The organism is Streptomyces sp. NPDC033165, from assembly GCF_055577965.1.
Genome location: NZ_JBVIPK010000003.1, coordinates 251232 through 263784, shown reverse-complemented (window position 1 = coordinate 263784; position 12553 = coordinate 251232). Strand labels below are relative to the sequence as shown.

The window sequence follows — 12553 nt, the reverse complement described above, 5'->3', positions numbered from 1 at the left end:
GGTGGGCTCTGCCCCACTGCGTGCCCACGGGCCTTGCGCCCCGGTGCCTTCAGCAGGGCGGTCCGCAGTCCTCCAACGCCTGAGGGCCTGTCAGGACGTCGAAGCCGTACCCGAACGCGGCGATCCCCGCGACGGCCGCCAGCAGCCCGAGCGCCGCGCGCCACCGGCCCCGTACGACGGCGAAGACCGCCAGGGCGGCGGCGGCCCCGCCGACGGCCATGACGGGCAGGCCCAGCCAGAAGACGTCCGGGTTGGTCTGGCTCTCGAAGGCGCCGAAGAGGCCTCTCCTGCCGTACGGGAGCCAGACCATGATGCCCGCGAGCGTGCCGATCACGGCGAAGAGGCAGCCGGCGGTGCCGGTTATGGCGTCCCGTCGGGCGTCCGTGCTGTTCATGCCAGGGGGGACGCGGCGGGGGGCCGGGCCGGTTCCCTTTCAAGCCGCTCGGCGATCGAGGAGCGCGGCCCCGGGGACAGCGCCCCCGGAACTAGGTCAGGGGGTACGACGTCCTGCCCGACGCCTCGTCGATCTCCTCGTGCGCCTTGGTCAGCAGTTTCATCGCCAGTTCGTTGAGCGCTCTCGCTCCCGCGATCTCCTCGCCGACCCGCTGCTGGTCCTCGTCCGACGGGTGGCGGCTGGCGTAGCCGTGGGCGCGTACCTCTGTTCCGTCGGAGAGGCGGACGAGCGCCGCCGCACGGGTGCGATGGCTGTCCTCCTCGAATTCGAGGTCGATGTGCCATCCGACAGCGATCCTGGTCATGACGGTCACCTCCGGGGACGTCCGCGGTCGTCTCCTTTCAGCGTGCGCCTGTCGTCCCGTCCGCGCTCGCCGGGGGCGGCAGCATCAGCCCCCAGGCGCCCGCCCGCACGGTCCAGGTCCGGGTACGGACAGGGCCGCCGGTCTGTATGTCGGCCCGGTAGCGGAAGTCCGCGCCGGAGACGGTGACGGCCTTGGCCTCCACGGTGACGTCCTCGCCGTCCGAGGTGCGGACGACGACGTCGACCAGGCCCGCGTCGCCCTGGGAGGTCACCGAGACGCCCCGCACGGGCGTGTCCAGGTCGCTCAGGAGCACCCCGTCCGCCTCGATGCGCAGCCGGTGCGTGACCGGGTGGGCGGCGGCGACCGGGGCCGGGCGGACCAGGGACGTCATCAGGGAGCGGCAGGTGTCCCAGACGGCCGTGACGCCCGAGTGCGGGGCCCCCGAGCCGGGCGGCGGCGCCGGGGCGGGGATGCGCAGCCGGCCCAGCACGACGCCGTCGCTGTCGTCCACGAGCAGGTCGAGCCGCCGCACCGCCCCGTCGAGCGCGGTCCGCGCGGCGGCCACCGCGCCCCGGGGCACGCCGAGGGCATGGGCCACTTCCAGGGCGTGCGCCGCGCCGACGGGAATCAGCGAGAGGACGCCCCGGGCGAGCTCCCGCTCGCGGTGCAGCTGGGCGACGGCGCGCAGCAGGGCGTGGTCGTCACCGACCACCACGGGGCGGCGAGGACCCCGGCGGGAAAGGGCCCGGGCGAACTCCTCGGGGGTGTCCGGAAGGCAGATCTTGGCGTGCGAACCGGCGCTCAGCACGTCCTTCGCGATACGCACGGACTCGCCGTCGGTCCGGCGGGCAACCGGGTCGATGACCACCAGGAGCTGGTCGCCGCCGTCGCCGGGGGGCTCTGCAGCCGACACCTCGGTCCTTCCTCGGGTAGCATCTTGGTGCAAGAGCCCCTTGCGCTATTGCGCCAGGGGCTTCGTCTATTCCGGGGCACCCGGTTCGACGGCTCAGGCTTTGCCGTACATCGTCGTGCGGCAGGTACGACCTTGACGTACGCCCCCTGACCTTGGACATGCCCCGCCCGGAAGGGGTGTACGCCTGTGCCCGCACTTGTGCTGCTCGGTGCTCAGTGGGGTGACGAGGGCAAGGGGAAGGCCACCGATCTCCTCGGTGGATCCGTGGACTATGTCGTGCGTTACCAAGGCGGAAACAACGCCGGTCACACGGTCGTCGTGGGCGACCAGAAGTACGCACTGCATCTCCTCCCCTCCGGAATCCTGTCGCCGGGCTGTACCCCGGTCATCGGGAACGGTGTCGTGGTCGACCCGGCGGTCCTGCTCTCCGAGCTGAGCGGTCTGAACGAGCGAGGCGTCGACACGTCCAAGCTTCTGATCAGCGGCAACGCTCATTTGATCACTCCGTACAACGTGACGATCGACAAGGTGAGCGAGCGCTTCCTCGGCAAGCGCAAGATCGGTACGACGGGCCGGGGTATCGGTCCGACGTACGCCGACAAGATCAACCGGGTGGGAATCCGCGTCCAGGACCTCTACGACGAGTCGATCCTGGAGCAGAAGGTCGAAGCGGCCCTGGAGCAGAAGAACCAGCTTCTGGCCAAGGTCTTCAACCGGCGGGCGATCGAGGCCGGCCGGATCGTCGAGGAGATGCTCCAGTACGCGGAGCAGATCAAGCCGTTCGTCGCCGACACGACCCTGATCCTGAACGATGCCATCGACGAGGGCAAGGTCGTCCTCTTCGAGGGCGGCCAGGGCACCCTGCTCGACGTCGACCACGGCACGTATCCCTTCGTCACCTCGTCGAACCCGACCGCGGGCGGCGCCTGCACCGGTGCCGGCGTCGGCCCGACGAAGATCAGCCGCGTGATCGGCATCCTCAAGGCCTATACGACGCGCGTGGGCGCCGGTCCGTTCCCGACCGAGCTGTTCGACGAGGACGGCGAGGCGCTGCGGCGCATCGGCGGCGAGCGTGGTGTCACCACGGGCCGTGACCGCCGTTGCGGCTGGTTCGACGCCCCGATCGCGCGGTACGCGACCCGGGTCAACGGACTGACCGACTTCTTCCTCACCAAGCTGGACGTCCTCACCGGCTGGGAGCGGATTCCGGTCTGCGTGGCGTACGAGATCGACGGCAAGCGCGTCGAGGAGCTCCCGTACAGCCAGACCGACTTCCACCACGCGAAGCCGATCTACGAGACCCTGCCGGGCTGGTCCGAGGACATCACCAAGGCCAAGACCTTCTCCGACCTGCCGAAGAACGCGCAGGCCTACGTGAAGGCCCTGGAGGAGATGTCGGGCGCCCCGATCTCCGCGATCGGCGTCGGCCCCGGCCGCACCGAGACGATCGAGATCAACTCGTTCCTGTAGGAGCACCTGCCCCTTGGGCGACCGCCGGGCCCCGGATCCTCACCGATCCGGGGCCCTCGGCGTAGGCGGTCGGCCAGTCCCTCCCTACCTGGGCCCCGGCACGGTCGCCGCCGGTGGGCTCCAGCGGCCGGTGCGGGCGGGCCCGGACGGGACGCCGTACTCCTTCCTGAGGTGCTCGGGGATGGCGTAGTGCATGACGCGCCCCCGGGTCAGGGATGACAGCTCCAGCACGGTGGTGAGGTGCCCGACCCGGTCCAGGGCCCAGGCGCCCAGTGGGGAGCGGTCCTCGATGGTCTCCAGGACGCCGAGCACGTGCGGGACGGCCTTGGCGACGGTGTCCCAGGGGGTGCGGGGCACCTCCAGCCAGTCCGCGCAGGTGTCGCCCACGAGATGGCGGATGAGGGCGGAGACGATCGGGTCGAGGAAGGTGCCGGGGACCACCTCCTCGTAGAGGTCGATGAGCTGCCGGGTCAGCAGCGCGCCCTCCGGCGACGGGCCCATGTGCCGGATCATGTAGAGGTCGAGGAACTCACGGGCCTCGGCCAGGGTCCTGGGCACGGTGTCCTGGTCGACGCCGAGCATGGCCCCGACCACCCGCCAGGCGTAGTAGTAGGCGCCCGCGCCCTCCTCGGACATGTGGATGCCGAGCCGGTGCAGGCTGTCCAGCACCAGCAGCGAGAAGAACATCTGCCCGCCGATCATGTCCTCCTGGCAGATCGGCACCCCCGCGCTCCTTGTGTCCCAGGCGTCCTCGCGCCGCAGGTGGTGGCGGATGGAGGCGTGCAGGAGGCGTACCTTCTGTGCCGCCGGGATGAACCGGCTGCCGGCTTCGAAGGCGTCGGGTCGCATCAGGTAGACGGTGAACTGGCCGGTCTCCGCCATCCGCTTGGACGGGTAGTTCAGCCCGTGCGTCGCCGACAGCAGCTTCGCCACGTGCGGGACGACGTAGCAGGCGGGCATGGAGGCGAAGGCGAGGGCGGTGGAGATGTGCACGTTGTTGTCGATGAAGAACAGCCGGGCCTTCTCCATCTCGCCCCAGTCCACCCAGGACGGCGGGGCTGCCGTGGCGTTGAGGTACTCCCGGGCCACGTCGGGCAGGCCGTCGGGGAGAGGGGCTCCGGCGGTGGAGACGTACCGCATCAGGGTGTTGAACGTGCCTACCTCGCCGCGCTCGAAGAGGGTGGCGACCGTGGCGTCGGCGAGTTCGTCGCCGCTCTGCCGCAGGACGTCCAGCGACGCGCGGGTGTAGGACGACGTCTCGGTGTGGGCCGACGCCTCGGTGTGGGTCATGGCGGTGCTCCTTGGTCTCCGTTGCTGCGGGGCCCGGTGCCGCGCTGTTACCGGTCAGGAACGGCGGACGGCCACCGAGTGGGCCAGGCCGGTGAGCGCGGTGGCGGCGGGGGCGGGCAGGTCCAGTTCGTCGAGCGCGCGCAGCGCCTCCTCGACCCGGGCGGTGATCATGTCTTCGATGCGGTCGGGGGCCTTGAGGCGACGCATCACCTCGCGCACGGCCTCGGCGGCGTCGGAGGCCGGGAGGCCGTGGCCGGGCGCGAGCAGAGCGCGCAGGTGTTCCCGGTCGTCCGCCCCGGCCAGCCGCCAGGTCTCGGCGAGCAGGGCGGTGGGCCGGTGGCCGCGTACGTCGTCGGAGCCGTCCTTGCCGGTGAGCGCGGGGTCCCCGAACAGGCCCAGCAGGTCGTCCCGCAGCTGGAACGCCTCGCCCAGCGGCAGCCCGTACGCGGAGCAGCCGCCGCGCAGCCGCTCACCGGCCCCGCCCAGCAGCGCGCCGATCAACAGGGGCTGCTCCACGGTGTACTTGGCGGTCTTGTAGCGGATGACCTTGAGCGAGGCTGCCGTGGAGGGGGCGGGGGACCCGGTGTGCAGGATCTCCAGGCATTGGCCCGCGACCAGCTCCCGGGCGAGCGCGGCCCAGAGCGGGCGGGCCCGGCCGAGGTAGGCGGCGGGCAGGCCGCTGGTGACGAAGAGCTGTCCGGCCAGCGACATCAGCAGGTCCCCGGCCAGCATCGCCAACGACCGGGCGGCCAGAGCGGTGTCGGGGTGGTGCTCGACCGCGCCGATCAGGGCGGTGTGCGCAGTGGGCCGCCCGTGTCGCAGCGGGCTCTCGTCGATCAGGTCGTCGTGGACGACGGCCGCCGCGTGCACCAGCTCCATCGAGGCCGCCGCCCGCACCAGGGCATCGCTGTCGGGCTGCCCGGCCGCGCGCCAGCCCCAGTAGCAGAACGCCGCCCGCAGCCGCTTGCCGTCCGCCGTCGCCGTCTCCACCGCGTCGGCCACCGGGCCCAGGGAGCTGTCGATCGCGACGAGTTGAGCGGCCTCTTCGGCGGTGAAGCGGTGCAGCACCTCATCCACCCGGTCCTTGAGTGTGCCTGGCTCCCGCACCTCAGGCACCGTCACTGTCACGGGACGGCTGTGCTCCCGGCACCCGGAGGCCGCTCGCTGGCCGCTGGGCCACCACGTGGCGGGCCAGCACCTCAAGATGGGCCGGGGGCACGGCCGCGTACCGGTCGAGAGCGATGCGACCGCGCGCGATCAGGTCTCGCTCGGCCTCGGCCGCCAGCTCGGCCGCGTCCGACCTTCGCAGCAGCCCCCGTGCTCGGGCGAAGGCCGAGCCCAGCGTGGTCACGGCCAGGTCCGCGAGGCCCGCCGCCAGCAGAATCGCCTGCTCCTCCGGCCCGCCCCTGCGTGTTTCCGTCTCGCGCTCCACGCCATCCCCCAGCCGCAGTATGTCCGGGCGGCCCGTGCTCGTGCCGTCCTCTTGGGTGCCGTGCTTCGTGTGCTTCTTCGAGTGTTTCCAGGGGCGAGGGCCGGGGGCGGGGAAACTCACTAACGAGTGATCAGCTCGCCCGACCGTGCGACCCGCCCGACCGTGCGACCCGCCAGGCCGACGGGTCGCCAGGCCGGCAGGCCGCCCGTCCGCATGGTGGACAGGGCCGAAGATTTTTCTCGTCCACTTCCGTCATGGTTCGCGGGGTGTTCTGGATGGACTCCGTCCGGAATCCGGGCTGTTGAGGGCATCCTGGCGTGGCCGCACAGGCGTGGCCGCAGGTGGTGGCGGGCGATGCCGGTGGAGCCGGAGCGACCCTCAAGGATGGTCTAGACCTTGACAGGTTCAGACCATTCTCGCTTGAGTGTCGGTCACCCCCACGGTGGCGCACGGCCGGACGTCGCGCCGCATCCAAGGAGTGTGATCACGTGATCCGACGTGTCTTGAGTGTGCTGGTCGCGCTGGGCGCGCTTGTCGCGGCGCTCGTCATCCTTCCCGCCGCCACCGCACAGGCCGCCGCCTGCGCCACGGCGTGGAGCTCGTCCTCCGTCTACACGGGCGGCCAGTCCGCCTCGTACAACGGCCGCAACTACACCGCCAAGTGGTGGACCCAGAACGAGACCCCGGGCAGCTCGGACGTCTGGGCCGACCAGGGCGCCTGCGGCGACGGGGGCGGTGAGGATCCGGGGGAGAACGACGGCTTCGTCGTCAGCGAGGCCCAGTTCAACCAGATGTTCCCGAACCGCAACGCCTTCTACACGTACCAGGGCCTCACCGACGCCCTGGGCGCCTACCCGGCCTTCGCCAACACCGGCAGCGACGAGCTCAAGAAGCGGGAGGCCGCGGCCTTCCTCGCGAACGTCAGCCACGAAACCGGCGCGCTGGTGTACATCAAGGAAATCAACGAGGCCAACTACCCGCACTACTGCGACGCGGGCCGACCCTACGGCTGCCCGGCCGGACAGGCCGCCTACTACGGTCGCGGCCCCATCCAGCTGAGCTGGAACTTCAACTACAAGGCGGCCGGTGACGCCCTGGGCATCGACCTGCTGAACAACCCCTACCTCGTGGAGCAGAACTCCGCGATCGCCTGGAAGACCGCCCTCTGGTACTGGAACACGCAGACCGGCCCCGGCACGATCACGGGCCACAACGCCATCGTCAACGGGCCTGGCTTCGGCGAGACGATCCGGTCGATCAACGGCACGCTTGAGTGCAACGGCGGCAACCCGGCACAGGTTCAGAGCCGCATCAACAAGTTCACGCAGTTCACCCAGTTCCTCGGCACCACCACCGGCCCCAACCTGAGCTGCTGACCCTGCAATCTGAGCTGCTGACCCTGCCCGGACCTGCCCGGACCTGCCCGACTCTGATCCACCCGTGTCCCCATCCGTGCGGGGGGTGTGCCCGGCTCGCGCCGGACGCACCCCCCGTTCCGGCGTCCGGCGTCCGGGGCGCGGTCGGCACGATCGGCGCGCTCGGCGCGCTCGTGGACAGGGCGCGGCCCCCCTGCGACGCGAGCTACGGGAACCGGGAGCCCCGGCGGGCCCGGTCAGATCAACTGTGGCCGCACCGACATCAGCAGGTGTCGGTGGGCGTCCGTGCCCGTCCCGTCCGCCCTGTCCGTCCCGTCTGCCCCGCCCGTCCCGTCCGCCCCGCCCGTCCCGCCCGTGATCATCGCGCGCTGGCCCGCCCCCAGCAGCAGGAGCCGCAGTGACGGCTCCTCGAAGGCGGCCAGTGCGTCCGCCAGATACGCCGGGTTGAAGGCCACCACCATCTCCTCGGCGCCCTCCAGCGTGGCGGGCACCCGCTGGGACGCCACATCGTCCTCGTAACCGGCCTGGAGCAGGACCGAGGCATCGGCACGGGAGAAGGTCATCTGCACCGGACTGTCCCCGTCGGCGACGACGGAGACCCGCTTGACGGCCTCCACCAGCCGGGCCCGGTCCACCACCGCCACGGCCGGGTCCTGCATCGCGAACAGCTTTTCGTGGCGCGGCAGTCGGCCCTCCAGCAGACGCACGGTGGTCCGCATCCCGGCGTGCTCGAAGCCCGCCGAACCGGCGTCCAGGGCCACGCTCACCAGCCCGGACCGCCCCAGCGAGCGGGCGATCTCGGTCAACCGGCGGGCGGAGACGATGACATCGGCGCTCTCGCCGGGGGCGGTGGCCTTCCACGGCAGCGTCCGCACGGCGAAGCGGTACCGGTCGGTCGCGGCGAGCGTCATCGTCCCCGCCTCCCCGTCGAGCCCCAGCCGGATGCCGGTGAGCGCGGGCAGAGTGTCATCGCGCCCCGCGGCCACCGCCACATCGGCGACCGCCGCCGCGAACAGCTCCGCGTCGACCGCTCCCCGGACCTGCGGGAGCGCGGGCAGCGCCGGATAGTCGGCCAACGGCAGCACGGACAGGCCGAACCGGGCGCCCCCTCCCGACACCGTGAACCGAGAGCCCTCCACCGCGCACTCCACGGGCCCCTCGGGCAGCACCTTGCAGATGTCCAGCAGCCGCCGCCCCATCACGAGCACCCTGCCGGGCCGCAGGACTTCGGCGTCGCTCACATCGATGCGCGCGGACGCCTCGTAGTCGAGCCCGGAGATCCGCAGCCGCCCGCCCACGCCGTCGCCCTCCGTGTCCAGCAGCAGTCCGCCCAGCACGGGAACGGGTGAGCGCACGGGCAGGACGCGGGCCGCCCAGGCCACGGCGTCGGTCAGAGCGCTGCGCTCGATACGGAACTCCACGGTGGTGCCTTTCCTCGGAAGCCGACACCGACCACGCTAGAAGGCACCACTGACAATCGGCCCCGGGCACGAGTCGACGGGAAGGCCATGAGGCCGGGCACCGACGACAGCGACCACCCCCGTGAGCCGCTGCCGTCGTCCCCGAAGGACGTGCCCGAGCACGTTCGGACCATAGATCGCGGGGTAGGAAGACCGGGAGATTCAATATGCCCAGTGGGACGGCCGCGGAGGTATCAGTCCGCACAGTCACACCGACCGGGCAGCGGCCAAGCGGCCAAGCAGCCAAGCGGCCAAGCAGGCAACGGACAACAGGCAACGGGGGAACACGTGCGAGTGCGTGAGCGGGCCGACGACCTCCTGCGGATGCACCGGCTGGTGCGGAGCGGCGGCACGCCCGCCTTGCTGCGCTGGCTCTCCGGCCGGGCCGAGGGCTGGGCCGGCCTCGTCGGACCGGACGGGACCGTGCTGCACGCGGCGGCGCGTACGGCGGGGGCGGTCGTCCCCGATGTCGCAGGGCTGCTCGCCGAGGGCACGACGGCCCTGACCGAGCGCGGGGCCCAGGCGTATTCCCTGGACACCGGCGAGCACACCGCCCTCCTCTTCCCCCTGCATACCGACGACCCCGGTACCGCCCCCGTGCTCGCCGTCGTCACGCCCCGGCCCGTCGCCGCCGGACTCGCCACGCTGCTGGCGGACGTGGTGCTGGCGCTGGAGCTGTGCTGGCAGGCCGAAACGCTGGAGCGCAAGCGGCGCCGGGTGGACCTCGCCGAGTCGCGGGGCCGGGAGGCGGTGCTGCACCTGCTGATGACGGGCCAGCTCTCCATCGCCCAGCAGGTCGCCGGTGCGCTGCGCCCCCGGCTCCCCGACCCGGTGCGGGTGTGCGTCGTGGAGTGCTCGGGCGACGGGCGGGACGAGGTGGCCCGGGTCTGCGCGGAGGCGGACGGCGGCCGGTCCTGGATCGTGCGGTGCCCCGTCTACGTACGCCACCTGATCCTCGTGATGCCCGCGGACGAGGCGCCGCGGGGGACCGCCACCGACCGGGTCACGACCGACCGGGCCGCCACCGACCGGGCCGCCACCGGCCGGGTCCCCATCGACGAGGCCGTCGCCGCCCGGGTCGGTGACTGCGTGGTCGGTGTCAGCGAACCGGTGCCGCTCGCCGACACTGCCACCGGCTACCGCCAGGCCTTCCACGCCCTCGCCGTGGCCCGCGAACTGCCTTCCCGTCATGCGAGGTTCGGCGTATCGCCGGAGGCGGCGCTCGTCGTCGGCCGCGCCGGGCGGCAGTGGGCCGACGCCCTGCTCGCCCCGCTCCTGACCCACGTCCCCCGCCGCGCCCAGGACCCCGTGAGCCAGGAGCTGGCGGCCACCGCCGCCTCCTGGCTGGCCTTCTCGTCGCACGCGACCGACCACCTCAAGATCCACCGCAACACCCTGGCCGCCCGCGTCCGGTTCATCGGCGAGCTGCTCGGCCTCGACCTGCACCGCCTCGCCGACCAGGCCGCCCTCGACCTCGCCCTGCGCATCCGCGCCACCCCCGCCCCGGCCTGCACCGCCGAGCCCGCCCCGTACGCGGACGGCACAGGCACGGGTATCGGAACAGGCGCGGGCACCGGCACCGCCCCGGGTACGGCAAAGGCGGCGCAGGCTCTCGACGAGGTCCTGCGCCGCCCTTCCGTACGGGAGTGGGCCGAACAGCAACTGGCCCCGGTCCAGGAGGTCCGGGGCGCAGAGGAGACCCTGCGCACCTGGCTGGAGTGCGAGGGCCGCCTCGGCCCGACGGCCGCCCGGCTGGGCATCTCCGTCCCCGGCGCCCGCAAGCGCCTCACCCGGCTGGAGACCGTGCTCCAGCGCTCACTGCTCCGGCCCCCCAGCGCCCGCTACGACCTGTGGCTGGCACTGCGGAGGAAGGACCTGGATCTGGACCCCGGCACGGACCTGAACCTGGGCCTGACGGCATGTGATGCCGTCACTTCGTGACGGGCGACGGAACTGAAGAGGACCGCGAGCGCTGTCGCGGTCACCGATGGGGCGCGGCCCGTATCGCCGTGCAAGGCCTGCCGGTGACACGCCCGCACGAGTTCTGCGGGCGCACACCGTGGGTCCTGCTGTGCCCGCTCATTCCGCCCAGGTGAGGAAGGCCGACCAGGCGTCCGGCGCGACGGCGAAGGCGGTCCCGTCGGGCACCTTGGAGTCACGGACGTGGACGGAGTGGGGGCAGGCGGCGACCTCGACGCACTCGCCGCCGCTGTCGCTGCTGTGGGAGGACTTGCGCCAGGCGGCGGACACCTCGACGCATTCGCCGCCGCTCTCGCTGCTGTAGGAGGACTTGCGCCAGTCGAAGGCGACCTCGATGCACTCGCCGCCGCTGGAGCTGCTGTAGCTCGACTTGAACCATCGGAGGGTGCTGCTCATTCCTTCACTCCTGCCAACCGCATGATGAGGTCCAGCGATTCACGAGGACCCAGGGCCTGTGACCGGATCTTCGCATAGCGCTGCGCGTAGACGCTCACCTTTGCCGGGTCACTGATCAGCAGGCTCTCGTCCTGCGGCTCCAGATAGACGAGATGCTCATGCGCGGGAGTCTCCAGCAGGCTCATCGAGCCGCGACCACCGTCGTACTCCCCGTACTTCCCGGCGTCCAGCGGCAGCACCAGCAGCGTGACATTGCGCCGCCGTGCGCACTCCACGAGATGGAGCAGCTGCTCCCGCATGATCTCCTCGTTGCCGATGACGCGGCGCAGGACGGCCTCGTCGATGATGATCTCGATCATCGGGAGCGGGTCCCGGTCGAAGAGGGCCGTGCGCGCCAGCCGCAGCTGGACCAGCTCCTCCACGCGCTCGTCGGAGAGCGGTGGATATCCGCCACCGATGAGCGCCCGGGCGTAGGCCTCCGTCTGGAACAGCCCGTGGACGACGTTGGTGACGAACAGCTGGAGGCTGATCGCGGCCTCCTCCAGCAGCGCGTAGTCCTGGAACTGCTGAGGCAGCCGCTCCATCCGCATGTACCGCCGGGCCGTCGTGAAGATGCCGGTGCCGTTGCCGAAGACCCGTTCCAGCTCGACGAGCATGGCGTCACTGGCGGGCTGCGCGCAGGTCTCCATCGCGCTGACCGCCGCCGCCGAGTAGCCGAGCTCCTTGCCCTCCTGCTCCTGTGTCCACCCGCGCTGGATGCGTAGCGTGCGAGCGATCTCCGCCACCATCTGGGCGGTCGGGCTCGCGGATTCCTTGTTCTCTGCACTCGCCATTACGCGATCTCTTTTCGACTCAACCGAACTCAACCGGTCACTACTCGATACCGTCGAACTCAACTCGGCTTCAGCGAAGTCGGTGCAGGTCAACGGCTATGCGACGCACCTCGGCAGGTAGGGAGAACGCTAGGCGACGAGCGCCACAATCGTCCTGTGAATGCACCGAATCGTGGGCTGAAAATCGAGTGGATTCCGGACTCCGGATTCCAGCTCCGCAAGGCGGGCGTGCAATTCGACGCCGTCCGCGTCGACGGCGACGAGGGGCGGCGGCTGGCCGACCTGATGGAGGAGTTGGTCGGGGGCGAACCGGGCCCGGTCGTCACCGAGTCGAACGGGCGGCGCGGGGTGTACTTCCTCGTACCGGCGGGCTCCACGGCCGGACGCCCGTGGCCGCGCGAGGTGTCGACGTTCAACGGGGCGACAGGCCGGGTCAGTTACGTACCCGTACCGGCGCTCGGGGGTGACACCTGGCCGCTGATGTGGCGGTACCGGCCGACGTGCGCGCACCGGTTCGTGCACACGCTGATCCTGTTCAACGCGGCTTATGCGTTACTGAGTTGAGTGCCAGGGTGGAGGGAGGAGGAGAGGGTGGCGGGCCAAGGGGGGGGCATGGTGGGAACAGGCGGGGCATGGCGCCGGTCC

At 71.4% G+C, this 12553-nt stretch carries 13 protein-coding genes; 4 read left to right on the top strand and 9 right to left on the bottom strand.

Annotated features, from left to right (window positions below; all coding sequences use genetic code 11):
* Positions 1–49 precede the first annotated feature (49 nt).
* The 3 genes from ACZ5WC_RS08950 to ACZ5WC_RS08940 all read right to left on the bottom strand — a co-directional run bounded on the left by ACZ5WC_RS08950 (position 50) and on the right by ACZ5WC_RS08940 (position 1671).
* On the bottom strand, positions 50–394 hold the full coding sequence (locus ACZ5WC_RS08950) for a hypothetical protein (RefSeq protein WP_468540169.1): 345 nt from the start codon (positions 392–394) through the stop codon (positions 50–52).
* A 91-nt stretch (positions 395–485) separates the two neighbouring features.
* Positions 486–758 (bottom strand): DUF1876 domain-containing protein, encoded by a 273-nt coding sequence (locus ACZ5WC_RS08945; protein ID WP_096623023.1) that lies wholly within the window; start codon positions 756–758, stop codon positions 486–488.
* A gap of 37 nt (positions 759–795) precedes the next feature.
* A complete protein-coding gene (locus tag ACZ5WC_RS08940; protein WP_468540168.1) occupies positions 796–1671 on the bottom strand; it encodes a diacylglycerol kinase family protein in 876 nt (291 codons plus the stop codon).
* 186 nt (positions 1672–1857) lie between these two features.
* Between ACZ5WC_RS08940 and ACZ5WC_RS08935 the strand changes: the two genes are divergently transcribed.
* Positions 1858–3141: an adenylosuccinate synthase gene (locus ACZ5WC_RS08935; protein ID WP_096622774.1), complete on the top strand. Its 1284-nt coding sequence runs from the start codon at positions 1858–1860 to the stop codon at positions 3139–3141.
* 84 nt (positions 3142–3225) lie between these two features.
* On the opposite strand, the gene ACZ5WC_RS08930 is transcribed toward ACZ5WC_RS08935, so the two are convergent.
* The 3 genes from ACZ5WC_RS08930 to ACZ5WC_RS08920 are packed head-to-tail and all read right to left on the bottom strand — an operon-like array spanning position 3226 to position 5863.
* Positions 3226–4431, bottom strand: coding sequence for an oxygenase MpaB family protein (locus tag ACZ5WC_RS08930; protein ID WP_468540167.1), 1206 nt, complete (start codon positions 4429–4431; stop codon positions 3226–3228).
* 54 nt (positions 4432–4485) lie between these two features.
* Positions 4486–5538: a polyprenyl synthetase family protein gene (locus ACZ5WC_RS08925; RefSeq protein WP_468540166.1), complete on the bottom strand. Its 1053-nt coding sequence runs from the start codon at positions 5536–5538 to the stop codon at positions 4486–4488.
* A 1-nt stretch (position 5539) separates the two neighbouring features.
* Positions 5540–5863, bottom strand: a complete 324-nt coding sequence (locus ACZ5WC_RS08920; RefSeq protein ID WP_468540165.1) for a hypothetical protein — start codon at positions 5861–5863, stop codon at positions 5540–5542.
* Between the two features lie 488 nt (positions 5864–6351).
* Here ACZ5WC_RS08920 and ACZ5WC_RS08915 point away from each other — a divergent pair, with 488 nt between their 5' ends.
* On the top strand, positions 6352–7239 hold the full coding sequence (locus ACZ5WC_RS08915; protein ID WP_468540164.1) for a glycoside hydrolase family 19 protein: 888 nt from the start codon (positions 6352–6354) through the stop codon (positions 7237–7239).
* Positions 7240–7475: 236 nt separating this feature from the next.
* Here ACZ5WC_RS08915 and dnaN read toward each other — a convergent pair whose 3' ends face one another.
* Positions 7476–8660 carry a DNA polymerase III subunit beta gene (gene dnaN, locus ACZ5WC_RS08910; RefSeq protein WP_468540163.1) on the bottom strand — a complete coding sequence of 395 codons (1185 nt, stop codon included), beginning with the start codon at positions 8658–8660 and terminating at the stop codon, positions 7476–7478.
* A 363-nt stretch (positions 8661–9023) separates the two neighbouring features.
* Here dnaN and ACZ5WC_RS08905 point away from each other — a divergent pair, with 363 nt between their 5' ends.
* On the top strand, positions 9024–10640 hold the full coding sequence (locus ACZ5WC_RS08905; RefSeq protein ID WP_468540537.1) for a helix-turn-helix domain-containing protein: 1617 nt from the start codon (positions 9024–9026) through the stop codon (positions 10638–10640).
* 138 nt (positions 10641–10778) lie between these two features.
* Here the strand turns inward: ACZ5WC_RS08905 and ACZ5WC_RS08900 are convergent, their stop codons facing one another.
* On the bottom strand, positions 10779–11075 hold the full coding sequence (locus tag ACZ5WC_RS08900) for a DUF397 domain-containing protein (RefSeq protein WP_468540162.1): 297 nt from the start codon (positions 11073–11075) through the stop codon (positions 10779–10781).
* On the bottom strand, positions 11072–11908 hold the full coding sequence (locus tag ACZ5WC_RS08895) for a helix-turn-helix domain-containing protein (RefSeq protein WP_468540161.1): 837 nt from the start codon (positions 11906–11908) through the stop codon (positions 11072–11074). The genes ACZ5WC_RS08900 and ACZ5WC_RS08895 overlap by 4 nt, the downstream gene beginning before the upstream one ends.
* Before the next feature lie 156 nt (positions 11909–12064).
* Here ACZ5WC_RS08895 and ACZ5WC_RS08890 point away from each other — a divergent pair, with 156 nt between their 5' ends.
* A complete protein-coding gene (locus ACZ5WC_RS08890; protein ID WP_468540160.1) occupies positions 12065–12472 on the top strand; it encodes a hypothetical protein in 408 nt (135 codons plus the stop codon).
* Positions 12473–12553 lie beyond the last annotated feature (81 nt).

Excerpts from the sequence above, each read along its gene's own strand:
- ACZ5WC_RS08945 (WP_096623023.1), bottom strand. The coding sequence starts at position 758 with ATGACCAGGATCGCTGTCGGATGGCACATCGACCTCGAATTCGAGGAG.
- ACZ5WC_RS08905 (WP_468540537.1), top strand. The coding sequence starts at position 9,024 with ATGCACCGGCTGGTGCGGAGCGGCGGCACGCCCGCCTTGCTGCGCTGG.
- ACZ5WC_RS08930 (WP_468540167.1), bottom strand. The coding sequence starts at position 4,431 with ATGACCCACACCGAGGCGTCGGCCCACACCGAGACGTCGTCCTACACC.
- ACZ5WC_RS08895 (WP_468540161.1), bottom strand. The coding sequence starts at position 11,908 with ATGGCGAGTGCAGAGAACAAGGAATCCGCGAGCCCGACCGCCCAGATG.
- ACZ5WC_RS08950 (WP_468540169.1), bottom strand. The coding sequence starts at position 394 with ATGAACAGCACGGACGCCCGACGGGACGCCATAACCGGCACCGCCGGC.
- ACZ5WC_RS08900 (WP_468540162.1), bottom strand. The coding sequence starts at position 11,075 with ATGAGCAGCACCCTCCGATGGTTCAAGTCGAGCTACAGCAGCTCCAGC.